General features: G+C 73.0%; 21 protein-coding genes. 10 read left to right on the forward strand and 11 right to left on the reverse strand.

Annotation, left to right across the window (positions count from 1 at the left end; genetic code table 11):
- Nucleotides 1–74: 74 nt before the first annotated feature.
- From ABZ854_RS06060 to ABZ854_RS06070, 3 genes are all read left to right on the forward strand, one after another.
- Complete coding sequence (locus ABZ854_RS06060) at nucleotides 75–551, forward strand: SseB family protein (RefSeq protein WP_361204955.1); 477 nt, start codon at nucleotides 75–77, stop codon at nucleotides 549–551.
- A gap of 143 nt (nucleotides 552–694) precedes the next feature.
- Nucleotides 695–1,666: a pirin family protein gene (locus ABZ854_RS06065; RefSeq protein WP_361204958.1), complete on the forward strand. Its 972-nt coding sequence runs from the start codon at nucleotides 695–697 to the stop codon at nucleotides 1,664–1,666.
- Nucleotides 1,667–1,891: 225 nt separating this feature from the next.
- Complete coding sequence (locus tag ABZ854_RS06070; protein WP_361204961.1) at nucleotides 1,892–3,406, forward strand: sigma-70 family RNA polymerase sigma factor; 1,515 nt, start codon at nucleotides 1,892–1,894, stop codon at nucleotides 3,404–3,406.
- On the opposite strand, the gene ABZ854_RS06075 is transcribed toward ABZ854_RS06070, so the two are convergent.
- On the reverse strand, nucleotides 3,307–4,266 hold the full coding sequence (locus ABZ854_RS06075; RefSeq protein ID WP_361204964.1) for a transposase: 960 nt from the start codon (nucleotides 4,264–4,266) through the stop codon (nucleotides 3,307–3,309). The genes ABZ854_RS06070 and ABZ854_RS06075 overlap by 100 nt on opposite strands.
- A gap of 248 nt (nucleotides 4,267–4,514) precedes the next feature.
- Here ABZ854_RS06075 and ABZ854_RS06080 point away from each other — a divergent pair, with 248 nt between their 5' ends.
- From ABZ854_RS06080 to ABZ854_RS06090, 3 genes are all read left to right on the forward strand, one after another.
- On the forward strand, nucleotides 4,515–6,293 hold the full coding sequence (locus ABZ854_RS06080) for a M4 family metallopeptidase (RefSeq protein ID WP_361204967.1): 1,779 nt from the start codon (nucleotides 4,515–4,517) through the stop codon (nucleotides 6,291–6,293).
- Between the two features lie 135 nt (nucleotides 6,294–6,428).
- Complete coding sequence (locus ABZ854_RS06085; RefSeq protein WP_361204970.1) at nucleotides 6,429–8,093, forward strand: M4 family metallopeptidase; 1,665 nt, start codon at nucleotides 6,429–6,431, stop codon at nucleotides 8,091–8,093.
- A gap of 68 nt (nucleotides 8,094–8,161) precedes the next feature.
- Nucleotides 8,162–9,235, forward strand: a complete 1,074-nt coding sequence (locus tag ABZ854_RS06090; RefSeq protein WP_361204973.1) for an AI-2E family transporter — start codon at nucleotides 8,162–8,164, stop codon at nucleotides 9,233–9,235.
- On the opposite strand, the gene ABZ854_RS06095 is transcribed toward ABZ854_RS06090, so the two are convergent.
- A complete protein-coding gene (locus tag ABZ854_RS06095; protein WP_361204976.1) occupies nucleotides 9,178–11,343 on the reverse strand; it encodes a SpoIIE family protein phosphatase in 2,166 nt (721 codons plus the stop codon). The two genes, ABZ854_RS06090 and ABZ854_RS06095, sit on opposite strands and share 58 nt — an antisense overlap.
- Nucleotides 11,344–11,577: 234 nt before the next feature.
- Between ABZ854_RS06095 and aspS the strand changes: the two genes are divergently transcribed.
- The gene (gene aspS / locus ABZ854_RS06100; protein WP_361204979.1) at nucleotides 11,578–13,341 is read left to right on the forward strand and encodes an aspartate--tRNA ligase; all 1,764 of its coding nucleotides are present in this window, start codon (nucleotides 11,578–11,580) and stop codon (nucleotides 13,339–13,341) included.
- Between the two features lie 12 nt (nucleotides 13,342–13,353).
- On the opposite strand, the gene ABZ854_RS06105 is transcribed toward aspS, so the two are convergent.
- The 7 genes from ABZ854_RS06105 to ABZ854_RS06135 all read right to left on the reverse strand — a co-directional run bounded on the left by ABZ854_RS06105 (nucleotide 13,354) and on the right by ABZ854_RS06135 (nucleotide 21,148).
- Nucleotides 13,354–14,067 carry a hypothetical protein gene (locus ABZ854_RS06105; protein ID WP_361204981.1) on the reverse strand — a complete coding sequence of 238 codons (714 nt, stop codon included), beginning with the start codon at nucleotides 14,065–14,067 and terminating at the stop codon, nucleotides 13,354–13,356.
- Between the two features lie 60 nt (nucleotides 14,068–14,127).
- Nucleotides 14,128–14,883 carry a YoaK family protein gene (locus tag ABZ854_RS06110; RefSeq protein WP_361204984.1) on the reverse strand — a complete coding sequence of 252 codons (756 nt, stop codon included), beginning with the start codon at nucleotides 14,881–14,883 and terminating at the stop codon, nucleotides 14,128–14,130.
- A gap of 76 nt (nucleotides 14,884–14,959) precedes the next feature.
- The gene (locus ABZ854_RS06115; RefSeq protein ID WP_361204987.1) at nucleotides 14,960–16,048 is read right to left on the reverse strand and encodes a hypothetical protein; all 1,089 of its coding nucleotides are present in this window, start codon (nucleotides 16,046–16,048) and stop codon (nucleotides 14,960–14,962) included.
- A gap of 85 nt (nucleotides 16,049–16,133) precedes the next feature.
- Nucleotides 16,134–17,750, reverse strand: coding sequence for a methionine--tRNA ligase (gene metG, locus ABZ854_RS06120; RefSeq protein ID WP_361204990.1), 1,617 nt, complete (start codon nucleotides 17,748–17,750; stop codon nucleotides 16,134–16,136).
- Nucleotides 17,751–17,873: 123 nt separating this feature from the next.
- Complete coding sequence (locus tag ABZ854_RS06125) at nucleotides 17,874–19,304, reverse strand: VWA domain-containing protein (RefSeq protein WP_361204993.1); 1,431 nt, start codon at nucleotides 19,302–19,304, stop codon at nucleotides 17,874–17,876.
- Between the two features lie 77 nt (nucleotides 19,305–19,381).
- Nucleotides 19,382–20,353 carry an endonuclease/exonuclease/phosphatase family protein gene (locus tag ABZ854_RS06130; RefSeq protein ID WP_361204996.1) on the reverse strand — a complete coding sequence of 324 codons (972 nt, stop codon included), beginning with the start codon at nucleotides 20,351–20,353 and terminating at the stop codon, nucleotides 19,382–19,384.
- Between the two features lie 9 nt (nucleotides 20,354–20,362).
- Complete coding sequence (locus ABZ854_RS06135) at nucleotides 20,363–21,148, reverse strand: alpha/beta hydrolase (protein ID WP_361204999.1); 786 nt, start codon at nucleotides 21,146–21,148, stop codon at nucleotides 20,363–20,365.
- Nucleotides 21,149–21,237: 89 nt separating this feature from the next.
- On the opposite strand from ABZ854_RS06135, the gene ABZ854_RS06140 reads away from it, so the two are divergent.
- Nucleotides 21,238–22,620, forward strand: a complete 1,383-nt coding sequence (locus ABZ854_RS06140; RefSeq protein WP_361205001.1) for a PLP-dependent aminotransferase family protein — start codon at nucleotides 21,238–21,240, stop codon at nucleotides 22,618–22,620.
- Here the strand turns inward: ABZ854_RS06140 and ABZ854_RS06145 are convergent.
- The gene (locus ABZ854_RS06145) at nucleotides 22,520–23,440 is read right to left on the reverse strand and encodes a hypothetical protein (protein WP_361205004.1); all 921 of its coding nucleotides are present in this window, start codon (nucleotides 23,438–23,440) and stop codon (nucleotides 22,520–22,522) included. The two genes, ABZ854_RS06140 and ABZ854_RS06145, sit on opposite strands and share 101 nt — an antisense overlap.
- A 201-nt stretch (nucleotides 23,441–23,641) precedes the next feature.
- On the opposite strand from ABZ854_RS06145, the gene ABZ854_RS06150 reads away from it, so the two are divergent.
- Complete coding sequence (locus ABZ854_RS06150; protein ID WP_361205007.1) at nucleotides 23,642–24,202, forward strand: SH3 domain-containing protein; 561 nt, start codon at nucleotides 23,642–23,644, stop codon at nucleotides 24,200–24,202.
- A gap of 87 nt (nucleotides 24,203–24,289) precedes the next feature.
- Here ABZ854_RS06150 and ABZ854_RS06155 read toward each other — a convergent pair whose 3' ends face one another.
- Nucleotides 24,290–24,772, reverse strand: a complete 483-nt coding sequence (locus ABZ854_RS06155; RefSeq protein ID WP_361205010.1) for a hypothetical protein — start codon at nucleotides 24,770–24,772, stop codon at nucleotides 24,290–24,292.
- A gap of 146 nt (nucleotides 24,773–24,918) precedes the next feature.
- On the opposite strand from ABZ854_RS06155, the gene ABZ854_RS06160 reads away from it, so the two are divergent.
- Complete coding sequence (locus ABZ854_RS06160; RefSeq protein ID WP_361205013.1) at nucleotides 24,919–26,073, forward strand: PP2C family protein-serine/threonine phosphatase; 1,155 nt, start codon at nucleotides 24,919–24,921, stop codon at nucleotides 26,071–26,073.
- The last annotated feature ends 102 nt before the right edge of the window (nucleotides 26,074–26,175 follow it).

The raw sequence follows: 26,175 nt of genomic DNA on the forward strand, positions 1-26,175 counted from the left end.
CTACGATGATGCTACCCGTCGGTAATAAGACGCAACCCCGAACCGGTCATCTGTGACTGAGTACTCTTTCGTGCATGTACGGATACGGCCCGACGATGGATGCTGGTGCCGCCCAGCAGCAGTACGCCGCCCCCCAGCAGCCTATGGCCGGCGGATACGGGCAGCAGCAGGCCCCGCTGTACCCGGAGCCGTCCCCGCCGTCCCTCGCCGACGCGGTCCGGGCCTTCACCACCGGACAGATGGCCGCCGAGGACTTCCAGCAGATCTTCGCCACCTCGAAGGTGTACTGCCCGCGCGGCGACACCCCCGGCTTCCTCGCCCTGCACAACACGCAGCAGCCGGTGATCCCCATGTTCACCTCGCTCAAGGAACTGCGCCGCTACGCGGGCAAGGAGTCCAAGTACTTCGTCATCACCGGCGCCGAGGTGATCGACCTGCTGCCGACGGGCTACGGCTTCGTCCTGGACATGGAGGGCGAGCACCGGATGGTGTTCGACGCGAAGGCGGTGGAGCAGATGGTCGAGTTCGCGATGCGCCGGATGTACGGCTGAGGGGTGCGGCGCTCACGGCGGGTACCGCCGGTGGGTGAGCCGCTCGGACCCGGGCCCGGAGGGAATGCCCTCCGGGCTCTTTGCGTTCCGGGTGGCAAGAAGTTCAATGCTCAACTAAAGTGGGCGCACAAGGAGGTACGACCATGCCTGCAGTGACCGTCGAGAACCCGTTGACGCTGCCCCGCGTGACCGCGTCGGCCGAGGCGGTGGCACGCCCCGTGCTGGCCGTGACGACCGCACCGAGCGGCTTCGAGGGCGAGGGATTCCCGGTCCGCCGGGCGTTCGCCGGCATCGACTACCGCCATCTCGACCCGTTCATCATGATGGACCAGATGGGCGAGGTGGAGTACCGGCCGGGAGAGCCGAAAGGCACCCCTTGGCACCCCCACCGCGGCTTCGAGACCGTCACCTACATCATCGACGGCATCTTCGACCACCAGGACTCCAACGGCGGGGGCGGCACCATCACCAACGGTGACACCCAGTGGATGACCGCCGGCGCCGGCCTCCTGCACATCGAGGCCCCGCCGGAGCACCTGGTGACCTCGGGCGGCCTCTTCCACGGGCTCCAGCTGTGGGTGAACCTGCCGGCCAGGGACAAGATGATGGCCCCGCGCTACCAGGACATCCGCGGCGGCACGGTCCAGCTGCTGACCAGCCCCGACGGCGGCGCGCTGCTCCGCGTCATCGCCGGCGAGCTGGACGGCCACGCCGGCCCCGGCATCACCCACACCCCGATCACCATGGTCCACGCGACCCTCGCCCCGGGCGCCGAGGTCACCCTGCCCTGGCGTGAGGACTTCAACGGGCTCGCCTACGTCCTCGCCGGCCGCGGCACGGTGGGCGCCGAGCGCCGCCCCGTCCACCTGGGCCAGACCGCCGTCTTCGGCGCCGGCTCCGCCCTGACGGTCCGCGCGGACGAGAAGCAGGACTCCCACACCCCCGACCTGGAGGTCGTCCTCCTCGGCGGCCGCCCCATCCGCGAGCCCATGGCCCACTACGGCCCGTTCGTCATGAACACCAAGGCCGAGCTGATGCAGGCCTTCGAGGACTTCCAGAAGGGCCGCCTGGGCACGATCCCGGCGGTCCACGGGATGACGGAAGGCGGGCTGTAGTCACCTGCCCCGGTAGAGCCCCCTGCCCCGGCCCTCCGGCCCGCGCACCGACAAGCCCCGTCCGCTCCGGACGGGGCTCGTTTCCGCGTGCTCGGCCGCGAGGGAACGCCCGCCTGTGACGGGCGTCACAGGCGGGCGCCCGGATTTTGTGTTGTGCTGCGGGGCCGTGCGGGTCTCCGAATCGGGGCGACCGTGTGTTCCGGGACCGGAGGGGAGCTGGTGCGGGTGAGCGGGGCCGGCGCTGACGAGATATCGCTGATCGCCGCTGCCCGGCGGGGGGACCCCGTGGCCCGGGAGCGGCTCGTGGCCGCGTACCTGCCGTTGGTCTACAACGTCGTGGGGCGGGCGCTGAAAGGGCACGCGGACGTCGACGACGTCGTGCAGGACACCATGCTGCGGGCCCTGAGCGGGCTGGACGGGCTCCGGGACCCGGAGCGGTTCCGGCCCTGGCTGGTGGCCATCGCCATGAACCAGGTCCGTCGGCGCTGGTCGGGCTCGCGGCAGCCGGCCCTGCCGCTCGAAACGGCGGCCGACGGCGCGGTGGAGGGCGACTTCGCCGAGCTGACGATCCTGCGCCTCGGCCTGTCCGGGCAGCGCCGTGAGGTCGCCGAGGCGACGCGGTGGCTGGACGACGGCGAGCGCTCCGCGCTGTCCCTGTGGTGGCTGGAGGCCGCCGGGGAACTCACCCGCGGCGAGGTCGCTGCGGCCCTCGGACTCAACCGCGCGCACGCCGCGGTGCGCGTGCAGCGGGTCAAGGGGCAGCTGGACGTGTGCCGTCAGGTCGTCCGGGCGCTCGGGGCGCGCGAGCGGTGCGCGGAACTGGACGCGCTGACCGGGACCTGGGACGGCGTGCCGAGCCCGCTTTGGCGCAAGCGCATCGCCCGGCACACCCGGGGCTGCGAGAGGTGTGCGCGCAGCGCCGACGACCTGCTGCCGGTGGACGGCCTGCTCGCCGGGGTAGGTCTGGTGGCCGTCCCCTTCTCCCTGCACTCCGGCGCGGTCGCGGGACACGGGACGGCGGCGGCCCTGGGAGCCGGCCACGGCGTCGTCTCCCACGCGGCGACCGCCCACCGGGTGCTCGGCACCGGGCGCCGCGCCCTCGGCCACGGCACGGCGGCGAAGGTCACGGGGGCGTGCGCCGCGGTCGCCGTGGCCGTCCTGGTGGTCGTGATCCCCCAGGGCCCGGACAAGGGCGACCGCGCGGCCCCGCCGGTCCGTCCGACGGTCTCCGCGCAGGCTCCCTCGCACCGTCCGGCGTCCCCGCACGCCTCACCGCGCCCGAGCGCCACGAAGGCCACGCCGAAGCCTTCCCCGGCCCGTACCCGTACGCCCGCCTCCGTCTCCCCGGCGGCTGCGGAGGCGGCGAGCCGGCTCGACCTGCTCGGCCGGACCAACGCCCTGCGCGCGCGGAACGGGTGCGCGCCCCTGAAGACCGACGCTCGGCTGACCCGCGTGGCCCAGAGCGACGCCCGCGTCATCGCGGCCGACCGCAGCATCGATCTGACGGGCGGCCAGAACGGCAGCACGGGCGACCGGGTGACGGCGGCCGGGTACACCTGGTCGTCCGTCGGGGAGGCCGCCGCCTACGGCGACAAGAACGCGGCGGCCGTGGCGCAGGAGTGGGCCAACAACCAGATGCGTCAGTTCCTGCTGGACTGCCGGTTCACCGACGTGGGTGTCGGGCTGGTCGTCTCGGGTTCACATCGCGCGTGGACCGAGGTGCTGGCCGCCTCGCGCTGACGGGCCCAGAACGCCGACGCGCTGCGGGGCGGTCCGACCGCGGCCGCCACGGCGAGGGACTCACCCAGCCGCCGCACGATCCCGCTGTCCGCCCGCCCGGCCAACCGCTCCAGCAGCGGCCGCAGTACGGCGTCGTCCGCCCGGGCCACCGCCGTGGTGATGGCCGCCACCAGCGCCGCGTCGTCGTCCCCGACGGCCGCCCGTGCGGCCCGCTCCGAGGGCGGCTGTGACCTGGCGGCAAGGGGAAGGGGGACGGGGACGAGGGCGGCCTCGGGCATGGCGTCGAAGACGGCGACGGGCACGGGAGTATGCCCCGCCGGGTGCGGCCGGGGCGTGGCCGCCACCCTCGGCCCCGGCGCGCGCCCGGCCGACGGCGCCGGGCGCCGGTCCGTCCGCAGGCGGGGGCCGCCCGGGGCGGTGCAGTCCGCGGCCACCTGGGCGGAGCCGAACGCGCGCAGGGCGCGGCGGCGGGCGGTGCCGTCGAGTTCGGCGAGGACGGCCTCGCGGATCCGCGGCCAGCTCTCCGCCTGGGCCCAGCGGCGCATCCGGCGCCAGGCGGTGACCCCCGAGCAGCCCAGCTCGGCGGCGGGCGCGGTGTGCCAGGCGATGTCCTCCCGGAACACGTACAGCACCACGGACAGCACCGTCCGGTCGGGCACGGGCCGCCGGCCCGGATGCCGCAGCCTGCGCTGCGGCGGGGGCGGCAGCAGGGGTGCGATCTGTGCCCACACCCTAGCCAGGACCGGTCCGCCCGGCATGATCTCCCGCGCGGCCGGCTCCGGCTCCGGCGCCGGGGTCGTACGCGGCACGCCGGGCCGTATCCCGGGCGCCCGGCCGGTGACGTCGTCGATTGCGGTCATACCCCTGGAGACCCCGGCGCCGCCCGCCCGCAACAGAAACTTCTCCGGTTTTTCGAGCCTCGTGCCGCTCCCGTTTCACAATGAGCCGCGCAAATAAAGGGTTTGGCAATGGCCCTTTCCGGTCCTTCACGTGCGCATGTCAATCATGTCAGGGTCCTCTCGGACGAGCGCACCGCGGCCTCCCCATCCCCCCACAGGCCCTCGGTGCGCTCCGACTCCCCACACCTCCCCACGCACGAGGACCACGCATGCGTTCTGCGCGAATATCCCGAACGGCTCTCGCCCTCGCCGCCGTCACCGCCCTGGCCGGAACCGCCGGCACCGCGGTGGCCGCACCGGCCGAAAGCGCCCACCGCACCACGGTGACCGCCTCCGCCGCATCGGCCGCAGCGTCCGTCAAGGCCGCCCGGTCGGCCGCCCTCCACCACGCCGCCGTCACCGGAGTCGGCGCGCACACCTCCCTCACCGCCACCGACGTCCTCGTCGACAAGGACGGCAAGCGGCACGTGCGGTTCACGCAGTCCTACCGGGGCGTGCCGGTCGTCGGTGGCGACCTCGTCGTCCACCTGAGCGCGGCGGGCACGTACCTCGGCGTCACCAGAGCCGCCCGGCAGGCCGTCTCCCTCCACTCCGTCACCGCCGAACTCACCGGCCGGCAGGCGCAGCGGCACGCCGCCGCCCAGGTGCCCGGCGGGACGGCCGGCGCCGCCCGGCTCGTGGTGGACCACACCGACGGAAAGAGCACCCTCGCCTACGAGGTCGACGTCGCCGGCCCCGACGACGCGCCCGACGCCGGCCGCTCCGTCCTGGTCGACGCGGCCTCCGGCGCCGTACTGCGCAGCACGCCCACCGCCGAGGGATTCCTGTCGCCGCGCGTCGTCGAGAAGCTCCGGCAGCGGGGCGAGACCCTGCACCCGAGCACCGCCGGCCACAAGAGCCTGGACGCGAAGTCCCGGCTGCGCGCCACCTACCCGGCCCCCGCCACCGGCAAGGGACGCTCCCTCTTCTCCGGGACGGTCACCCTCAACACCACGCAGACGGGCGCCCGTTCGTACCAGCTGAAGGACACCACCCGCGGCAGCGCCGAGATCCGCGACGCCAAGCACACCGCACGCGAGGACGCGCGGATCTTCACCGCCGCCTCCGCGATGACCGACGCGGACGACACCTGGGGCGACGGCACCACCCGGGACAACGCCACCGCCGCGGTGGACGCCTCCCACGGGCTCACCTCCACCTTCGACTTCTACAAGTCGACGTTCGGCCGCAACGGCATCGACGACGACGGCGTCGGCCCGCACGGCGTGGTCCACTGGGGCACCGCCTACGGCAACGCCGCCTGGTACGACACCTGCCACTGCATGATCTACGGCGACGGCGACGGCCAGACCTTCACCAAGCCGCTCGTCCAGCTCGACGTCACCGGGCACGAGCTGACGCACGGCGTCGTCGCGGCGACGGCCGGCCTGGAGCCGACCCGGATCGACGCCGACGGCAACCAGTTCGGCGAGCCCGGTGCCCTCAACGAATCCCTCGCGGACATCTTCGGCAGCGCGACCGAGTTCGCCACCAACCCCACCACCGGCAACTACCTGATGGGCGAGCAACTCGGCCTGGACCAGGGCTTCCTGCGCCGCATGGACAAGCCCTCGCGGGACAAGCTCGAAGGGACCGTCGACTACTGGGCCCCGGCCCTCTACGACACCGAGGTGCACGCCGGCTCCGGTGTCTCCTCCCACGCCTTCTACCTGCTCGCCGAGGGCAGCGGCGCCAAGACCGTCAACGGTGTCGCCTACAACTCGGCGACCTACGACGGCTCCTCCGTCACCGGCATCGGCCGCGCCAAGGCCCTGAAGATCTTCTACCAGGCCCTGACCCGCTACATGGTCTCCACGACCGACTTCCACGACGCCCGCACCGCCACCCTCCAGGCGGCGAAGGACCTCTACGGCGCGACGAGCACCGAGTACGCCACGGTCGACAAGGCGTGGGCCGCGGTCAACGTGACCGCCGCCAACCAGCCGTGAGACGCGCCACGACACGGCCGTAACCCCCGTACGCCCCGGCCCGCCGGCAGACCCCACGAATCGCCGGCGGGCCGGGGCTCCCCCACCGCACGCATACCTGAACGCCCGCCCCTTACCCAGAAGGAAGCAGCGCACATGCGTCGAACCCGTCTCGCGCTCCCCACCGTCGTCGCGGCCACCCTCACCGCCGGCGGCCTCCTCGCCGGCCCCACGTTCGCGGCCCCCGCGCCCCCGTCCCTGTCGTCGTCCTCGTCCGCCGCCACGGTCTCGGTGCGGACCGCCGCACCGGGCACCGCCGAGCGCACGGCGGCGGTGGCCAGAGCCAGAGCCAACGTCCGCGAGCACGCCAAGACCTTCGGCTTCGGTGCACACCAGAAGCTGACGGTGAAGGACGTCATCGTCGACAGCAACGGCACCGAGCACGTTCGTTTCGAGCGCACCTACCGCGGACTCCCGGTCGTGGGCGGCGACTTCGTCGTGCACCAGAGCCGGTCGGGCGCTCTGCGCGGTGCCTCCCATGCCCATGGCCGACAAGTGGCCGTGGCCTCGGTCAGCCCCAAGGTCTCGGTCAAGTCGGCCGAGGTGACCGGCCTGAAGAGCGTGAGCGGGATCCGCGCCGCCGCGCCCGACGCCCGGCTGGTCGTCTGGGCCGCGTCCGGCACACCCCGGCTGGCCTGGAGCACCACCGTCCAGGGCACCGGCGCGCACGGCGAGCCCGTCGGCAAGGTCGTCGTCACCGACGCCTCGACCGGGGCGCACATCGAGACCCACGACGCCGAGCAGCACGAGGCCGGCACCGGGCACACCATGTACACCGGGGACGTCACCCTCGACACCACCGCTCTGGCGAACGGCACGTACGAGCTGATCGACCCGGTCCGCGGCACCGTGACCAAGGACGCGCACAACGTCTCCGCGTCCAGCGTGAAGGCGAGCTCGGGCACCCTGTTCACCGACGCCGACAACGTGTGGGGCGACGGCCGGACGTTTTCCTCCGACCGGGCCACCGCCGCCGCCGACGCGCACGCCAACACGGCCGAGACCTGGGACTACTACCTGAACACGTTCGGCCGCAAGGGCATCAAGAACGACGGCAAGGGCGCCACCGTCTTCGTGCACGTCGGCACCGACTGGGACAACGCCCAGTGGTCGGACGCCTGCTTCTGCATGATGACCGGTGACGGCGACGGCTCCACCGACCCCGAGCAGGTCGACCTGGACACCATGGGCCACGAGATGACCCACGGTGTCACCAGCGCCACCGCGAACCTGCGCTACAGCGGCGAGTCCGGCGGCCTCAACGAGGCGACCAGCGACATCCTCGGCACCATGGTCGAGTGGTACGCGAACAACCCGGTCGACACCCCCGACTACCTGTTCAGCGACCAGTCGACGCCGCCGTGGCTGCGCCGCTTCGACCACCCCTCGCTGGACGGCTCCTCCGCCGACTACTGGTCCAAGCGCGTCGGCCGGCTCGACGTCCACCAGTCCTCCGGCGTCGGCAACCACTGGTTCTACCTGGCCAGCGAGGGCAGCGGCGCCAAGACCATCAACGGCGTCGACTACGACAGCCCCACCTACGACGGCTCGACCGTGACCGGCATCGGCAACAAGAAGGCCTCGGCCATCTGGTACCGCGCGCTCACCGTCTACATGACGTCCACCACCGACTACCACGGCGCCCGCACCGCCACCCTGAACGCGGCCGCGGACCTCTACGGCTCCACCAGCGCCGAGTACAGGACGGTCGCCGCCGCCTGGACCGCGGTCAACGTGACGGCAGCCACGACCAAGCACTAGCGGGGCGGGCCTCACCCGCCCGGAGCCCAGGCCAGGACAGGCGTACCCTCCCGTGATCCGCTGGGGGTGTGCGTCTGCTCCCCGACCCCGTCCGCCGGCTGGCCGCCTGGTGCGCGGTGCTGCTGCTGGTGGCCGGGGTCGGCTGGGTCGGGGTGCAACTGTGCTCACAGTTCCGTACGGCCGTCACCCCGGTGCTGCTCGCCCTGCTGGGCACCGCCCTGCTCGGGCCGCTGTACCGCAGGCTCGTCCGGGTCGGGGTGAACCCGTCGGTGGCGGCCGGGCTCACCTGTGTCGCCGTGGTGGCCGTGGTCGGCGGCGCCCTCTACATCGTCGTCGCCGCCCTCATCGACACCGGCGACCAGATCGTCGCCTCGCTGAAGGACGCCGCCAAGGCCGTCTCCCGGCACTTCGGGGCCGCCGGGACCGGGCTGGACGACCTGGCCGAGAACTCCCGCGCGCTGCTGGGCAAGTTCGGCGGGACCGCCGCAGCCAACGTGATCAGCGGGGTCAGCGTGGTCGGCGAGGGCATCGCCATGGCTGTTCTCGCGCTGCTGCTCGTCTTCTTCTTCCTGCGCGACTCCGGGCGGGCCGTCACGGCCCTGCGCTCCCTCGCCCCCGGCGGCACCGCCGACACCGTGGAGGCCATGGCCCGCCGCGCCTTCGAGGCCGTCGAGGGGTTCATGCGCGGCACCACTCTCATCGCGCTCATCGACGCCTTCTGCATCACTCTCGGCCTGCTGATCCTCCAGGTGCCCGGCGCGATCGGGCTGGGCGCGCTGGTGTTCGTCGGCGCGTACATCCCCTACCTGGGCGCGTTCATCTCCGGGGCGGTGGCCGTCCTGGTCGCGCTCGCCGACCGAGGCTTCGTCATCGCGCTGTGGGCCCTCGGCGTCGTCCTCGCCGTACAGGTGCTGGAAGGGCATGTGCTGCAGCCGGTGATCCAGAGCCGGACCGTGCAGATGCACCCCGCGGTGGTGCTGCTGGCGATCACCGCCGGGGCGTCCGTCGCCGGCGTCCTCGGCATGCTCCTCGCGGTCCCGCTGACCGCCGCCGCGTTCGGCGTCGCGCACGAACTGCGCGGGCGTCAGGTCCTGGACGGCGCCGCGGAGGCACCCCCGTCCGGTGAGCCGCCCGGCTCGTAGAGCTCGAACCAGATGCTCTTGCCCTCGCCGCGCGGGTCGACCCCCCACGCGTCGGCCAGCAGCTCGATCAGCATCAGACCGCGCCCGGAGGACGCCAGCTCGCCCGGTCGCCGCTTGTGCGGCAGGTCGTCGCCCGCGTCGGCGACCTCCACCCGGAGCCTGCGTCCGCCCCTGCGCTCCCCGATGACCTCGGCGAGCAGCAGCGCGTCGGCGTCGGTGTGCACCAGCACGTTGGTGACCATCTCGGAGACCAGCAGCACCGCCGAGTCCACCTGTTCGGCCGACGCCCAGTCGTGCAGCAGCTCCCGCAGGTGCCGGCGGGCCTCGGCGATCCGCTCGGGCTCGTCCTGCGCCACCGACAGCAGCGTGCGCCGCACCCGGGGCCGTACCGCCACCGTGTCGCCGCAGCCACAGCCGTCGCCGGGCCGGCACAGCAGCAGGAGCGCTATGTCGTCCTCGCGGCGGTCGGCGAGGGGGCCGGTGGTGTGGTGCGAGGACGGCCCGTGCACGCCCTGCACCAGGGCGTCCGCGAGGGACTCCAGGCCGTCCTCGTGGTCCGCGTCGTAGTCCTCCAGGATCGCCCGGATGCGCCGCCAGCCGCTCTCCATGTCGTGCCCGCCGGTCTCGATCAGGCCGTCGGTGCACATCGTCATCGTCTCGCCGGGCTCCAGTGCGAACCGGGTCGTCGGATAGTCCGCGTCCGGGTCGATGCCGAGCGGCAGGCCGCCCGCCGTCGGCCGCATCATCACCGTGCCGTCGGCCATCCGGATCGCCGGGTCCGGGTGCCCGGCGCGGGCGATCTCCAGCATCCCGGTCGCCGGGTCGGCCTCCACGTACAGGCAGGTCGCGAACCGGAGGTCGGTCAGCTCCTCGTCGTGGGTGATGCCGTGCAGGAACCGGGAGGCGCGGGTGAGGACCGCGTCCGGGCGGTGGCCCTCGGCGGCGTAGGCGCGCAGCGCGATCCGCAGCTGGCCCATCAGCCCGGCCGCCCGTACGTCGTGCCCCTGCACGTCCCCGATGACCAGCGCGAACCGGCCGGAGGGCAGCGGGATCATGTCGTACCAGTCGCCGCCGACCTGCAGTCCGCCGCCGGTCGGGATGTAGCGGGCGGCCACGTCCAGGCCGGGGATCTCCCGGATGAGGGTGGGCAGCATGGAGCGCTGCAGGCCCTCGGTCAGCTCCCGCTCGGACTCGGCCGCGCCGGCCCGGGACAGCGCCTGGGCGAACATCCGGGCGACCGTCGTCAGCACGGCGCGCTCGTCGGGCGTGAACGCCACCGGATAGCTGAACGCGGCCAGCCAGGCACCCATCGTGTGCCCGCCCACGATCAGCGGCAGGAACGCCCACGAGTGGCGGCCGAGCTGCCGGGCGAGCGGCCAGGTCACCGGGTAGCGGGCCCTGTAGTGCTCCGGCGAGGACAGGTACACGGCGCGGCCGGTGCGCACCACCTCGGCGGCCGGGTAGTCCGTGGACAGCGGCATGTAGGAGAAGGGGCCGCCGTCGCCGGTCGGGTAGCCGTGGTGGCCGATCACGGTGAGCCGGTCGCCCTCCACCCCGAAGACCGCGAGCCCGTCCGGGGAGAAGCCCGGCATCGACAGCCCGGACGCGACCCGCAGCACCTCCTCGGTGGAGCGCGCCTCGGCCAGCGCCCGGCCGGCGTCCAGCAGGAACGCCTCCCGGGAGCGCCGCCAGTCCCCGGTGACCGCGCTGCGGGCCGCCGCGCTGCCCGGGACCGGCTCGGTGACCTCCTGGAGGGTGCCGATCAGCTCGTACGCCTGCCGTTCCGGGTCGAAGGACGGCTTCGAGCGGCTGCGGACGATCCGAACGACGTCCCCCTGCTCGTCCATGATCCGGATCCGGACCTCGGCGAGGGTGCCCTCGGACACGGCCATCGGGACCACGCCGGTGATCTCGTTCCAGTCGGCGGGGTGCAGCCGGGTGCGGGTCTGGTCCTCGGTGAGGGTGACGGGCTCGGCGGGCAGCCCGAGCAGCCGCGCCGCCTCCGCGTCCACGGTGACCAGACCGGCAGCGGTGTCCCAGTGCCAGAGGCCGGTGGCGAGGGCGGCGAGGACGTCCCCGACGGACGGCAGGGGCTCGCCAGTACGCATTGCCCCACCTTAGGGAGGTCTGTTTGATATGTGCCACCTGTTGCACCCGCCATGTTTCACCTGTGGCACCCGCCTTCGTGCGGCCGTTCCCCCCGGCACCGCCCCCGGCGGGAAATGTGGGGGAGGCGATCTTGGGGCGGCCGGTACCCTTGACGGGTCCGGGCCCCGTGCCCGTTCCCGCCGGTCCGCAGCGCCGGCAGGCGAGAACCCCACCACGAAGGACGATGAACCACGATGCATCGGTACAGGTCCCACACCTGCGGCCAGCTCCGCGCCTCTGACGTCGGCACCGACGTCCGGCTGAGTGGCTGGCTGCACAATCGGCGCGACCTGGGCGGCATCCTCTTCATCGATCTGCGCGACCACTACGGCATCACGCAGCTGGTCGCCCGTCCCGGCACGCCCGCCTACGAGGCCCTGGACAAGCTCTCCAAGGAGTCCACGGTCCGCGTCGACGGCCGCGTTGTTTCACGTGGAACCGAGAACATCAACCCCGACCTGCCCACCGGCGAGGTCGAGGTCGAGGTGGCCGAGGTCGAACTGCTGGGCGCCGCCGCCCCGCTGCCCTTCACCATCAACGCCGAGGACGGGGTCAACGAGGAGCGGCGCCTGGAGTACCGCTTCCTGGACCTGCGCCGCGAGCGCATGCACCGCAACATCATGCTGCGCACGCAGGTCATCTCGGCGATCCGGCAGAAGATGAACGGCCTCGGCTTCAACGAGCTGGCCACGCCGATCCTGACGGCGACCTCCCCCGAGGGCGCGCGCGACTTCGTCGTCCCCTCCCGGCTGCACGCGGGCAAGTTCTACGCCCTGCCGCAGGCGCCGCAGCAGTTCAAGCAGCTGCTGATGATCTCCGGCTTCGACCGCTACTTCCAGATCGCGCCCTGCTTCCGCGACGAGGACGCCCGCGCGGACCGCTCGCCGGGCGAGTTCTACCAGCTCGACGTCGAGATGAGCTTCGTCGAGCAGGAGGACGTCTTCCAGCCGATCGAGCGGCTGATGACGGAACTCTTCGAGGAGTTCGGCGGTGGACGCCACGTCACCTCCCCCTTCCCCCGCATCCCGTTCCGCGAGGCGATGCTCAAGTACGGCTCCGACAAGCCGGACCTGCGTGCCAAGCTGGAGCTGGTGGACATCACCGACGTCTTCGAAGGCTCGGCGTTCAAGGCGTTCGCCGGCAAGCACGTCCGCGCCCTGCCGGTGCCGGACGTCGCCGGCCAGCCCCGCAAGTTCTTCGACCAGCTCGGCGAGTTCGCGGTCTCGCTCGGCGCGCAGGGCCTGGCCTGGGTCCGCGTCACCGAGGACGGCTCGCTGACCGGCCCGATCGCCAAGTTCCTCACCGAGGAGAACGTGGCCGAGCTGACCAAGCGGCTGTCGCTGGCCGCCGGGCACGCGGTGTTCTTCGGCGCCGGCGAGTTCGACGAGGTCTCCAAGATCATGGGCGCGGTCCGCGTCGAGGCCGCCCGCCGGGCCGGCCACTTCGAGGAGAACGTCTTCCGGTTCTGCTGGATCGTCGACTTCCCGATGTTCGAGAAGGACGAGGAGACCGGGAAGATCGACTTCTCGCACAACCCGTTCTCCATGCCCCAGGGCGGCATGGACGCCCTGGAGAACCAGGACCCGCTGGACATCCTCGCCTGGCAGTACGACATCGTCTGCAACGGCGTCGAGCTGTCCTCCGGCGCGATCCGGAACCACGAGCCGGACATCATGCTCAAGGCGTTCGAGATCGCCGGCTACGACCGGGAGACCACCGAGCGCGAGTTCGCCGGCATGCTCCGCGCGCTCCGCTTCGGCGCCCCGCCGCACGGTGGCATCGCCCCCGGCGTCGACCGGATCGTCATGCTCCTCGCCGACGAGCCCAACATCCGCGAGACGATCGCCTTCCCGCTCAACGGCAACGCCCAGGACCTGATGATGGGCGCCCCCACCGAGCTGGACGAGTCCCGCCTGCGCGAGCTGCACCTCACCATCCGCAAGCCGCAGCCGAGGTAGTCCACCCGGCGGTCAGTCCCCCGCACCGGTACCGGAGACCGTGTCGTCCTCCGGCTCGGTGTCGGGGGACGCGCCGTCCTCCATCAGCCGCTCGGCGATGTCGTCGGACCAGGCCCACGCCCACGCCCGCAGCGCGTCGGTGTCCGGCCCGGTCAGGCCCAGGGCCGTGAACTGGGCGTCGGCGTAGAAGTCGGTGCCGGTGAGCCGGGACTGCAGGGTGGGCAGGTCGAAGGGGTCGTGCGCGTGCCGCCGGCCCAGCTCCTCCAGTTCCGGCAGGCTGAACCGGCTCGCGGCGGCCCGCGCGTCCACCAGGTCCACCGCCGCGCCCCGGTCGTACAGCGCCCGGATCTTCGTCCCCACGGCGTCCTCCAGCGACAGGGCCGGCCCGTGTCCGGTCAGCTCCGGCGGCTGCCAGCAGACCTCCTTGTGCAGGGTGAGCCCGCACGCCTCACCGGTCGGCGGATCGGTGACGGTCAGCTGTGCGGTGAGCGCGGTGACGGCGTCCACGCGCACCTGGCGGCCCCGCGCCTCCAGAGCCACCCGGACGGCCTCACCGATCTGCGCCACGGCCTCCGCGCTCTCGGTGGCGAAGTCGACGTTCGCGTGCGGCCGCCGCACCAGCCCGTACGCCCGCAGGGCACAGCCCCCGGCCAGCACCAGCCCGTACGGGCCGCCCAGGGTGACGACATCGGCGATGAGCCGCGACTGGGGCTCGGAAAGGTCCACGGCACCCGTACTCTGCCAGACCCCGCACCGGCACGCCCGGTACGGCGGCGGCGGGTTCGCTCACTCGGCTCCGGAAGGGCGCGTGCGTGCGGTGAGCCGCAGCATGACCGCGTGGACGGCGGCCAGGACCAGCACCGCCGCAGCGACGACGAGCAGCGCCGGGCCGGTACCCCAGGGGGAGAGCAGGGCGCCGAGGACGCCGCCGAGGAAGATCGCCGTGATCGAGGCCGTCAGCCTGATCCGGGTCAGCAACTCGGACGCGGACAGTGGGCCGGGCCCGTGTCCCGGCGGGTTGGTGACGATCTGACCGATCATCCGCAGGAGGGGCGTCTGGATCACCAGGGTCGACATCCCGGGCACCGCCGCGCGCAGCGCCATCGCCCCGCGCAGTCCCATGGCGACGCCGACGAACGTGATGACCCCGGCGTCGGGCCTGCCCGCCAGACTGAACCCGTGGTGCCACACCGCCAGCCCGCCCCCGGCACCCAGCAGCAGTGCCTCGACGAGCAGGGACGCGGAGAACCAGGATGTGGCCGCGCCCAGCCAGCCGATCAGCAGGGACCCCACCACCGCCCCCGCGACGAAGGCGGCCACGGCGATCGCCGGGCCGAGCGCGGGCACCCCGGGGCCGCCCGCGAGCGCGAAGGCGAGGAAGAGCAGGTTGCCGGTGACGAGGGCGGTGAAGACATGCCCCAGAGTCAGGAAGGTGATGGCGTCGATCGCACCCGCGACCACGGTGAGCAGCGTCATGTCGACGATGACCCGCAGGTCGGGCCGGAAGGCGGCCGGTTCGGCCGGGGCGGGGCTGTGCTGCATGGTCGTAGTGTCGGCGCCGCGCGGCCCGCGCCCGCTCAGCCTCCCCCGGATGCCCCGCCCGCGTGTCCCGGCCGGCTCACCGGCGGGTCATCCGCAGCGTGACCACGTGCCAGTGCGTCTCGGCCGCCCTCGGGTCGGCGGCCAGCCGTGCCGCCAGCCGGGTGCGGAACGCCGCCGTCAGGGCGTCGGTGGTGTGCGGGTCGCGGTCCGGGGCCAGCGCGCTGAACAGGGACGGACCGAAGGCCGCCGCGAAGAACGTGGTCAGCCGGTCGGCGAAGGCCCCGGCGTCACCGGAGCGGTCGTACGCGTCGAGGATGACGTCCGGGAGGGCTACCAGGTCGTGTTCGTCGAGGCGCAGGGTCTCGGCGAGCGGCTCCGACTCCAGCGGTTCGAGGAACTCGGTGAGGGTCCGGTTCCAGGTCGGGATCGTCATGCGCGCGTACTCCGCGGGCCGCAGCAGCCCCTGCTCCACCAGCTCCACGAGCACGGCGTCGGCGGCGTCCAGCAGGTTCTCGGCGCCGCTGGACCCGTCGTCGGCCGCCGCCCCGCCGACGACCACGAGCTGTCCGCCGGGCCGCAGCTCACGGGCCCGGTGGGTGAGGAACGCCGTCCAGTCCGCCCGGGACTGCTCCTTCAGCGCGCGGCGGGCGTCGCCGGTGGCTCGCGCAGAGTAGATGTGGCCGCGGACGGGCTCGGGCACCCGGGACAGCCACTGCACGGCGATCGCGCTCCACGCCAGGTGCAGCTCGGCCGCCGGGAAGAGCCGGCCGTAGAAGGAGCGCGGCTCGGCGTGGACGTAGACGTCCGGCTCCCGCGCGTACGACCCCGGCGCGTCCAGGACCGTGGCGAACAGGGCGTTGAAGTCGTTGGCGGGGATGTCGGTGTGGACCACGGTCACGGGGGTGTCCCGGCCCGTGCGGCCCCGCACCCGCTCGACCACGGCCCGCATCGGCGTCAGCGAGTTGGAGCCCGCCGCCGCCCCCAGGTCGGCCACCCGGAACGGCGCGTCGCCCTCGGGCAGCACCACCGCGTCCAGCGCCCGGTGCAGCAGCGGCATCCCGTGATCACCGGCCGAGCCCTGCACCCGGGAGTGCCGGGCGTAGTCCTCACCCATGGCCCCTGAGGCGTAGGAGGCGTACGAGGCGGGAGGGAGCGGTCCGCTCATGAATTCACGATACCGAGACAGACGCCACGCAGCCCGGTGACGCCCTACGACGTCACCGGGCTCCGGTGTCCTTCAGCGGGTCCGCCTACGCGGCCGGCTTCTCCTCCAGGCGCGGGAAGAGCACCGCGCCCTTGGTGACCGTGGAGCCGGCCGGGAGGCGGCCCCACTCACCCGCGTCCTGGACCCGCTGCTCGGCGAGGGCGCCCAGGGACGCCTCCGCGCCGAGGGAGTCCCACAGCTTCCGCGAGGTGTCCGGCATGACCGGGTTCAGGAGCACGGCGACCGCGCGGAGCGACTCGGCGGCGGTGTAGAGGATGGTCGCGAGGCGGGCCTGGCCCTCCGCGGACTCGTCCTTGGCCACCTTCCACGGCTCCTGCTCCGTGATGTAGCCGTTGACCTGCTTCACGAAGTCGAAGACCGCCAGGATGCCGCCCTGGAAGTCCAGCTCCTCGCCGATCTTCCGGTCGGCCGTCGCGACGGCCTTCGCCAGCCCGTCGTGGACCGCCGTCTCGGCGTCGCCGTCGGCCGTGGCCGCGGGCAACTCGCCACCGAAGTACTTGCCGACCATGGCGGCCACGCGGGAGGCGAGGTTGCCGTAGTCGTTGGCCAGCTCGGAGGTGTAGCGGGCGGAGAAGTCCTCCCAGGAGAACGAGCCGTCCTGGCCGAAGGCGATGGCCCGCAGGAAGTACCAGCGGTACGCGTCCACGCCGAAGTGCGAGGTCAGGTCCTGCGGCTTGATGCCGGTCAGGTTCGACTTCGACATCTTCTCGCCGCCGACCATCAGCCAGCCGTTCGCGGCGATCTTCCCGGGCAGCGGCAGGCCCTGCGCCATCAGCATCGCCGGCCAGATCACCGCGTGGAAGCGGAGGATGTCCTTGCCGACGAGGTGTACGTCGGCGGGGAAGGTCTCCTCGAACTTCTGCTGGTTCTCGTTGTAGCCGACGGCCGTCGCGTAGTTCAGCAGGGCGTCGACCCACACGTAGATCACGTGCTTCTCGTCCCAGGGGACCGGCACGCCCCAGTCGAAGGTCGACCGGGAGATGGAGAGGTCCTGCAGGCCCTGGCGGACGAAGTTCACGACCTCGTTGCGCGCGGACTCCGGCTGGATGAAGTCGGGGTTCGCCTCGTAGAGGGCGAGGAGCTTGTCGGTGTACTCGCCCAGGCGGAAGAAGTAGTTCTCCTCGCTGAGGATCTCCACCGGCTTCTTGTGGATCGGGCACAGCTTCTGGCCCGCGTACTCGCCCTCGCCGTCGAGCAGTTCACCGGGGAGCTTGTACTCCTCGCAGCCCACGCAGTACGGGCCCTCGTAGCCGCCCTTGTAGATCTCGCCCTTGTCGTACAGGTCCTGCACGAACTCCTGGACGCGGTCGGTGTGCCGCTTCTGCGTGGTGCGGATGAAATCGTCGTTCGCGATCTCCAGGTGCTCCCACAGCGGCCGCCAGGCCTCCGTGACGAGCTTGTCGGCCCAGGCCTGCGGGGTGACCCCGTTCGCCTCGGCCGTGCGCATGATCTTCTGACCGTGCTCGTCCGTGCCGGTGAGGTACCACACCTTCTCGCCGCGCTGACGGTGCCAGCGGGTGAGCACGTCGCCTGCGACGGTCGTATAGGCGTGGCCCAGGTGAGGAGCGTCGTTGACGTAGTAGATGGGCGTCGAGACGTAGTACGCCTTCGACCCCTGCTTCTCGGATCCAGTGGCCGCCATAAGCCGCAATCCTACTGGGCCGCCGGAGATCGACTCACATGCGTTTCGGGGGGTGGACCTCGTGCGGTGCCGGTCCACCCCCGGGCGCGGCGGTGCGCTGGTGTGCGTGCTGGTGTGCGGGGGCTACGGGCGCCAGGCCGCCAGGATGCCCTCGTACAGCTCCTTGTCGGTGAGCTCACGGGGGGTGGGGCCCGCGTGGAAGAAGGCGGTGTTCTCCGTCTTCAGCTTGCGGAGGTAGTCGAACGCCTTGTTGTCGTGCTCGCCGAAGGCGACGAAGGAGAAGAAGACGTCGGGGTGCTGCGCCGCGGCTTCCGTGAGGGACTGGGTGGCCGGGGTCTTGGCGTCCGGGGCGCCGTCCGTCTGGAAGACCACCAGGGCGGGGGTGCCGGGTGCCTCCTTCGCGTGCCGGGTGAGGACGGCCTCCACGGCGGCGTGGTAGCTGGTACGGCCCATACGGCCGAGGCCCGCGTGCAGCTCGTCGATCTTGTTCTCGTGCTCGTCGAGGGTCAGCTCGCCGGTGCCGTCCAGTTCCGTGGAGAAGAAGGTCACGTGGACCGTGGCCTCGGGGTCGAGGTGGGCGGCGAGGGCGAGGGTCTGCTCGCCGAGGGCCTGGGCGGAGCCGTCCTTGTAGTACGGGCGCATGCTCGCGGAGCGGTCCAGTACGAGGTAGAGCTTCGCTCGGGTGCCGGTGAGGTCGGCCTTCTTGAGGGCGGCGCCGGCGGCCTTGTAGGCGGCGGTGAGGGCGGGGGCGCGGGTCTTGAGACGGGGGAGGGGGGTGGCGGGCTTGGCTTGCGGCTCCGCCGGGCCTGCCTCGGCCTCCGGACCGGGGTCGGCCTGCGGCTCCTCTGCCTGCGGCGCGGGCTGCGGTTCCGCCGCCTCGGCTTCGCCTTCGGCGGATTCGTTCCCACCCGCACCACCCGTGACGGTCTCGTCGTCGGGTGCGGGTGGCCCCTGTGGGGCGTCCCCGCCGTCGGCGGCTTGCGGTCCGTCCACGTCACCACTCGCCCCGGCCTCCGGCCCGGACTCGGGCTCCGGAAGGGCCTTGGGCTCAGCCTCTGCCTCGACGTCTGGCTCGGGCTCGGGTGCGGGCTCAGCCTTGGCCCCGGGCCCGGCCTCTGCCTCGACCTCAGACTTGGCCGCGGCCTCAGGTTCCGGAACGGCCTTGGCCTCAGGGGCGGGCTCGGGCTCCGGAACGGCCTCAGGTTCGGCCTTCGCCTCGGCCTCCGGGACGGCCTCAGGCTCGGGCGCGGCCTTGGCTTCGGGCTCGGGCTCTGCCTCGACGTCAGACTGTGCCTCGACCTCGGGCGCGGGGTCTGCCTCGACCTTGGCCGGTTTGGGGGCGGTCGGTTCTGCTGGGTGGGGGACCGTGACGTTGTCGAAGGCCGCTGTGACCAGGTCGTGTTCCTGGTCGTCCGAGTGGCGGGGCTCGGGGATTTCAGGGGCGGCGGACTCGGTCGGGGGCTGCGACGGGAGTCGGTCCGCACCCTCTGCTTCGGCCGGGCTGCCCTTGCGGGAGCGGCCGAACGCGTTCCGCAGGAGAGTGAGAATGCCCATGTGCGCAACCCTTCGGGTGAGTTGTGGCCCGTCGATCCCTGGCCAGGACGGACACGTAAGGTTAGCGGCCCAATATCTCAGTGCGGTGACGCGTTCGTCCGCGAGTGCAGCGTGAGGTCGACCAGTACCGCCCGGTGGTCCGTGTTCGTGAGGGTGGGGAAGCCGGCGCGGGTCGCCGAGAAGTCCGGGGTCACCAGGACGTGGTCGATCTGGGCGCCGATGACGGAGGCCGTGCGGGACGGCCAGGTGGGGGTGCGGTCGTGGCCGGCCAGGCGGGCCGCGTCGGACAGACCGGTGTCGAGAATGTGACGGAAGCCCGCGTGGTCCTGGGAGGCGTTGAAGTCGCCCGCGAGGACGGTCGGGGTCCGGGGGGAGGACGCGGCGAACGACCGCAGGCGGTTCAGTTCGCGGTGCCAGAGGGCCACCTGGCCCGGCAGCGGGGGCATGGGGTGGGCGAGCTGGAGGCGGACGGAGTGCCCGCGGATGTCGGCCACCGCGCCCGGCATGCCCATGGTGCCGCGGACCCCGGCGGTGCCCCGGAGCGGGAAGCGGCTGAGGATGAGCGAGCCGTGTGAGCCGGCCGCCGCCACCGCCTGCCGGTAGGGGTAGCCGGCCCCGAACTCCCGTCGCAGCGTGGCCTGGCAACCGTACTCGCACTCCTCGACGAACACGATGTCCGGCTTGTCGGCACGGATCAGGGGGACCAGGGCCGGGGTGCCGTGTCCGAACTCGACGTTCGAGGTCAGGACGCGGAAGGAGGCCAGCGGGGGGCCGTCCGGTTCGTGCAGCTTGCCGTAGGGGTCGCTGAACCACGCGAGCAGACCGAGGACGGCGACGGACCAGACCAGGCCCGGCCACCAGCGGGCCAGCAGTGAGAACAGGAGAGCGACGCCGGCCGGCACGAGCAGCCACGGCAGGAAGGCGAGCAGTTGCGGTACCGGCGTGATGCCGTCGGTGTCGGCGACGCGGCAGCCGGCCACCACGCTCACCCCGGCCAGCAGCAGCCCGGCGCACCAGGCACCGAACCGGCGTCCGGGGCGATCTGTCACGCGCCGAGCCTACGAGCGCCCGTCGACTCGCGCCAGGAAGCCGGCCAACACCGCGTTGAACTCCGCCGGCCGCTCCAGGTTCGGCATGTGCGCCGCGCCCTCGACGACGTGCAGCATGGAGTCGGGCAGGGCCGCGTGCATCGCCTCGGCGTCGGAGACCGGCGTGTACGTGTCGTCGGAGCCGACCACCACCAGGGCGGGGACGGAGACGGTGGTGAGCAGGCCCCGGTAGTCGGGGCGTTCGGCGCGGCCGCGCAGGGCCGCCGCCGCGCCCTCGGGGTCCGTCGCCGTCATCATGCGGTGCACATGGGACTTGACCTCGGCGTCGGCGTACGGGGCGACCATCTTCTCCAGCACCTCGTCGGCGTAGCCACGCATGCCCTCGCGCAGCAGCCGTTCCGCCATGGCGGCCCGGGACCGCCTGCCCTCGGGTGTCTCCGGGGCGGGGAAGGTGTCCGCGAGGACCAGGCCCCGGATCCGGTCCGGGAACCGCCGGTAGCACTCCATGACGATCTGGCCGCCCATCGACAGCCCGCCCAGCACGAAGTCGCCGACGCCCAGGTCGTCCAGCAGTGCCCCGATGTCCTCGGCGTGGAGCGGGAGCGGAGTGGTGCCCGGGGTGACGGGGGAGGCGCCGTAGCCGCGCAGGTCGGGAACGATCACCCGGCGTTCGGGCGAGAACGCCGACAGCTGCGGCTCCCACATCGAGCGGTCGAAGGGGTGGCCGTGGACGAGGATCAGGGGGAGGCGTGAGGTATGGGCGCCTTTGTCGTCGTATGCGAGGAAGGGGGGCATGTGGGGAGCCTAGGCCGGGCCAACTCCTCGGTGCAATAAAATCTTTGCCCTCGGTGCAATGTGCGGATCGGGGCAAGGGGGCGGGCAGAGTGCAGGACCATCGCGACTACCGGCGGATCGCCGACCGGATCGCCGCCGACATCGTGGGCGGGCGGCTCAGTCCCGGGCAACGGCTGCCGCCGCAGCGCGCGTTCGCCCGCCGGTACGGCCTCGCACCGTCCACGGCGGGCCGGGTATACGGCGAACTCGTGCGCCGCGGGTTGGTGGTGGGCGAGGTGGGGCGGGGGACCTTCGTCCGCGCCACACCAGCGGGGGCGGCGGCCGGACGCGCCCTCACCGAGGCCGGCACCACGGTCCCGGACGCCTCGGACGCTCCGCACGCGGCCCCCGCCCCCGTCGTCAACCTGGAGCTGAACTACCCCTCCGCACCGGGCCAGTCCGAGCTGCTGGCCCCCGCCCTCACCCCCCTGCTGCGGCCCGACGTGCTGACCGAGGCCCTGCGCCCAGCCGCCGTCACCGGCACCGGGGCCGCCCGGTCGGCCGTCGCCGACCTGCTCGCCACCGGTGGCCGGCGGCCCGACCCGGCCGGGATCCTGTTCACCGGCAACGCCCGCCAGGCCATCGCCGCGACCCTCGCCTCCCTGGTCCGGCCGGGCGGCCGGGTCGGGGTGGAGCCGCTGACGTATCCGCTGGTCAAGGAGATCGCCGGGCGGCTGGCCCTCACCCTGGTGCCGCTCGCGACGGACGAGCACGGCGTGCTGCCGGAGTCGCTCGCGGGCGCCCGCCTCGGTGCCCTCTACCTCCAGCCGACCCTGCACAACCCGACCTCGCTGACCATGAGCGCGGGGCGGCGCCGGGAACTCGCCGATGCCGTCACGGACTTGGGCCTGCCCGTCGTCGAGGATCGCATCTGGTCGTTCCTGCACACCGGCCCCGAGCCCCCGCTCGCCGCGCTCGCGCCGGGGCTCACCCACGTCGTCGACGGGCTGTCCAAGCGGGTCGCGCCCGGTCTGACGGTCGGCTTCGCCGTCGTACCGCCCGAGCGGGCCGGGGCGGTGGCGGCCGCCGTACGGTCGGGCGGGTCGAGTCCGGGGTCCTTCGCGCTGGAGGCGGCCGTGCGGTGGATCGGGGACGGGACCGTGGCTCGGCTGGTGGCCGCGAAGCGGCGGGACGCGGGGCGGCGCCAGCGGCTGGTGGCCAGGGAACTGGCCGGCTTCGCCGTGCGGTCCGACCCGGCCGCCTACTTCGCCTGGTGGGAACTGCCCGCGCCGTGGCGGGCGGACACGTTCACGGCCGCCGCGCGGGCGCACGGCGTCGCCGTCACCCCGGGCAGCGCGTTCTGCGTCGACCCGAGCCGGACCCCGAACGCGGTCAGGCTCGGACTCGCGTCGGCGCCTGAGCAGGAGCTGGCGCGGGCGCTGCGGACTCTGGCAGGGCTCGCCCGGTCCCGCTCCGGCGCAGGTACCGGCTGACCCAGGCAACCGCGGCCACGGTGAGGCCGAGCGCGAGGAGGAGCCAGGACGCCGTGCGCAGGGTGGCGGTGAGGGCGTCGTAGACGGCGCCGACGGCCGGGTGGGGGACGTCGGCGGGCAGGTCGGCGAGGGTCAGGCTGCGGCCCAGGGTCAGGGCCAGGCCGAGCAGGGCACCGCCGAGGGCGGTGCCGAGCGCGGTCGCCGCGATGGCGCGGCGGCGGTGGACGGCGACGGCGATCCCGGTGGCGGCGAAGGCGACGGCCGCCACGGGAAGCCAGAAGCCGGCGACTTCCAGCACGTGGAATCCCTTCCGGAACCGGGCCAGTTCGCCCGCCGGGAGCACCGCGACAGCGGTGTGCTCCACGGGGATGTGGGCGGCGAGCGGCACATGGTCCTCGGTGAGTTGCTGTTTGACCCGGGCCGTGACGGGCGCCAGGTCGACGGTGACCGGCCCGGCGGGTCCGCCCCGCCCGCGCAGGGCGCGCAGGACGGCGTCGTGCGTGACCCGGTTGCCGGTGTTCCAGGCCACGCGGAACGCGCGGGTCTGGGTGAAGGAGCGCACGGCGTCCTGGACGAACGGGCGTACGGTGCCCGGCATCGCGTGGCCGGTGTCCACCTGGCGCAGGATGCCGTCGCCGACCGTCTCCGCGACGGCTTCCCGCACGGCCGGGTCGGCGGCGAGCGGTGCCATCGTGGTGACGTAACGGCCCGTGTCGGCGAGCCCGTACGACGCCCAGGCCGCCAACGCGCCGAAGGGCACGAGCAGACAGGCCAGGGCGATCAGTACGGCCGACAGGGCGGTCCTGAGTCGTGGGGGCACGTATCCAGGCAACGGCCGGTGGGCCGGGGGCGCGAGCGGTACGACGCCATTCGGGCGACGCGTCACGCCGTACGGCCGTCCACGCCGGCGGAAGGCCGGCGGAAGTCTGGCGGAAAGCCGGCGGAATTGTAGATTCCGCTCTCCGGTGGAGCGTTCACCCGAACGGGTGTTTCCTGGTGCTGGGGAGAAGGAGGCGAACGTATGCGCACCAGTGTGACCCTGCGAACCCTGTCCGCGGCCCTGCTCACCGGCGGCACCCTCGCCGCGGTGGCGTCGGCGACCCCGGCGTCGGCCGCGCCGGAGACGACACCAGCCACCACACCGGCTTCCGCGCCGGCCTCGTCGTACGCGTCCGGCAACAGCGGTGACGGACGCCCGGTCTGGGGCACCGTGACCTCCGCGACCGCACTCAACGTGCGGGCGGCGCCCACCACCCACTCCACCGTGGTCGACCGGCTCGCGCCGGGCAGCCGGGAGCGGGTGCAGTGCGCGGTGACCGGACAGAGCGTCAACGGCACCGCCACCTGGTACTGGTTGCCCGGCTCCAAGGGCTGGGCGAGCGCCGCGTTCGTCGGCACGGGCCGTCACCAGGTGCCCGACTGTGCGGACCCGTGCCCGGTCTGGAAGGACGGCTCGGGCTGGACCAACGGCGGCTGGACCCCGGACGGGAACGGCTCCGGCTGGACGTGGAGCAGCACGGACTCCGGATCCGACTCCGGTTCCTTCCACCTCGACATCTCCGTCTCCGGTTCGTGGAGCTGACGAAGGTTCGGAGAGCTGACGGAGACTGACGAGGACAGGGAGTGCGTGGGCCACGGCCTCGGCAGGAGGCCGTGGCCCACGCGCGGCTCAGCGGACCCGGTGGCCGGCCTCGTCCTCGCGCGTGTAGAAGCGGTAGAAGAACGCGCCGTACGTCACCACCGAGACCAGCAGCGAATAGCCGATACCCCGCAGATACGTGCCGCCGGCCTGCGTGTACATGAACCCGAACGCGGTGCCGACGAACGCCGTCCACAGCAGGGCGTGCACCTCCCGCCGCACATGCGGGGCGATGGCCAGGACGGCCATGTACACCAGCGCGAACACCAGCGCGCTGAGGAACCCCAGCAGCAGGTTCGAGCCCGTGATGGGGCCGCCGTCGCGGTCGTTGGACGCGACCCAGTAGCCGTAGATCAGCCCCAGCCCCACCGGCCAGCCGATCCGGCCGATCGCGTGGGTGCGGGGCTCGAAGACGTCGACGGGCGCGTGGCCGCCCGGACCGTGCCCGGCCGTCACCTCGGGGGTACCGCCGCGTCGGGGCATGCCACCGGGTGCGGGTGCCGCATGAGCCATGAGAGCACTCCTCTCTCCTCGCCCCCGTCTTCCAGGGCACACCGGGGGACGTACCCTGGCAAATCGGCCACATCGGACCCCGGGTACCCCGGTGCGGGGCGGTGGCCCGGATGCGGGCCGTCGGCGCCCGTGTTTCGCTGAGGGACATGGAGGGCCTGGCCGGCGCGACCGAGGACGAGGCCCTGCGGCGCCGGACGCTGCGAATCGGCGGGCGCAGCGTGGCCTGGGTGGCACCGCTGCTGGTGCTCGCCGCGGTCACGGTGCTCGACGTCGTGACCGGCGAGCGGTACCGGTTCGTCTCCTGGATCGTCCTGGTACCCGGTACGGCCGCGGCCCTGTGCGGTATCTGGACCACCGCCGCCATAGCGGTGCTGTCCCTCGCGACCTACCTGGCGCTGGACAGCGCGTGGCCCGGCCAGTACGAGGCCGGACTGCCCGACTTCCTCCTCGTCGGCCTCGGCGGGGTGCTGGCCGTGCTGGCCTGCGCGGTCCGGCTGCGCCGCGAGCGCGGCATGCTGCACATGCGGGACGTCGCCGAGACCACGCGCCGTACCGTGCTGCGCCCGCTGCCGCCGCTGTGGGCGGGCCTGGAGCACGCGGCCCTCTACCTCTCCGCCGACGCCGAGGCGCGGGTCGGCGGCGACTTCTACGACATGCAGCCCGGCCCGCACGGCGTCCGGCTACTTCTCGGCGACGTGCAGGGCAAGGGGCTGGGCGCGGTCGAGACGGCGGCCACGCTGCTCGGCACGTTCCGGGAGGCCGGCTACCACGAGAGTGACCTCGCGGCCGTCGCCGAGCGGCTGGAGTCACGGATCGTCCGGTACCGCGAGTACACCGCCGCGCTCGGCCGCCCCGACGGCGACCGTTTCGCGACCGCCGTGCTCATCGGCTTCCCGGCGGCCGGATCCGGCGTCGTCGAGGTCGTCAACTTCGGTCACCTGCCGCCCCTCGCCGTCGGCCCGCACGGCATACGCCCGCTGCCCGCCGGGAACGGCGTTCCGCTCGGCCTCTGCGACCTCGTGGGTGGACTGCCGCCCCTGAGGCGGGTGCCGCTCGCGGCCGACGAGACGCTGCTGCTGGTCAGCGACGGGGTCACGGAGGCGCGCGATGTCTCCGGCGAGTTCTACCCCCTGCGGGCCGAGTTGGCGCGGGCGATCGCCGCGGACCCCGGGCGGGCCGAACCCCGGCGCCTGGTACGGCGGGTACGGGAGGGGGTGCTTCGCCACACCGGCGGGCAACTGGCCGACGACACGACGGCGTTCGCGGTACGGCGGGCGCGGGCGCCTCGGGCGCCGTCATAGGTGGTGTCTCGTCCGACGGCGCGTCGTGGCTGAGCGCGCAGTTCCCCGCGCCCCTTTGGGGGCGCGGCCACTGGCCCGGAGTCTCATGTGCAGCGGATACGG

Source organism: Streptomyces sp. NPDC047028, assembly GCF_040644095.1.
Lineage (GTDB): Bacteria > Actinomycetota > Actinomycetes > Streptomycetales > Streptomycetaceae > Streptomyces.

Excerpts from the sequence above, each read along its gene's own strand:
- ABZ854_RS06060 (WP_361204955.1), top strand. The coding sequence starts at position 75 with ATGTACGGATACGGCCCGACGATGGATGCTGGTGCCGCCCAGCAGCAG.
- ABZ854_RS06065 (WP_361204958.1), top strand. The coding sequence starts at position 695 with ATGCCTGCAGTGACCGTCGAGAACCCGTTGACGCTGCCCCGCGTGACC.
- ABZ854_RS06075 (WP_361204964.1), bottom strand. The coding sequence starts at position 4,266 with ATGACCGCAATCGACGACGTCACCGGCCGGGCGCCCGGGATACGGCCC.
- ABZ854_RS06080 (WP_361204967.1), top strand. The coding sequence starts at position 4,515 with ATGCGTTCTGCGCGAATATCCCGAACGGCTCTCGCCCTCGCCGCCGTC.
- ABZ854_RS06085 (WP_361204970.1), top strand. The coding sequence starts at position 6,429 with ATGCGTCGAACCCGTCTCGCGCTCCCCACCGTCGTCGCGGCCACCCTC.
- ABZ854_RS06095 (WP_361204976.1), bottom strand. The coding sequence starts at position 11,343 with ATGCGTACTGGCGAGCCCCTGCCGTCCGTCGGGGACGTCCTCGCCGCC.
- aspS (WP_361204979.1), top strand. The coding sequence starts at position 11,578 with ATGCATCGGTACAGGTCCCACACCTGCGGCCAGCTCCGCGCCTCTGAC.
- ABZ854_RS06110 (WP_361204984.1), bottom strand. The coding sequence starts at position 14,883 with ATGCAGCACAGCCCCGCCCCGGCCGAACCGGCCGCCTTCCGGCCCGAC.
- ABZ854_RS06115 (WP_361204987.1), bottom strand. The coding sequence starts at position 16,048 with ATGAGCGGACCGCTCCCTCCCGCCTCGTACGCCTCCTACGCCTCAGGG.
- metG (WP_361204990.1), bottom strand. The coding sequence starts at position 17,750 with ATGGCGGCCACTGGATCCGAGAAGCAGGGGTCGAAGGCGTACTACGTC.
- ABZ854_RS06125 (WP_361204993.1), bottom strand. The coding sequence starts at position 19,304 with ATGGGCATTCTCACTCTCCTGCGGAACGCGTTCGGCCGCTCCCGCAAG.
- ABZ854_RS06135 (WP_361204999.1), bottom strand. The coding sequence starts at position 21,148 with ATGCCCCCCTTCCTCGCATACGACGACAAAGGCGCCCATACCTCACGC.
- ABZ854_RS06150 (WP_361205007.1), top strand. The coding sequence starts at position 23,642 with ATGCGCACCAGTGTGACCCTGCGAACCCTGTCCGCGGCCCTGCTCACC.
- ABZ854_RS06155 (WP_361205010.1), bottom strand. The coding sequence starts at position 24,772 with ATGGCTCATGCGGCACCCGCACCCGGTGGCATGCCCCGACGCGGCGGT.
- ABZ854_RS06160 (WP_361205013.1), top strand. The coding sequence starts at position 24,919 with ATGGAGGGCCTGGCCGGCGCGACCGAGGACGAGGCCCTGCGGCGCCGG.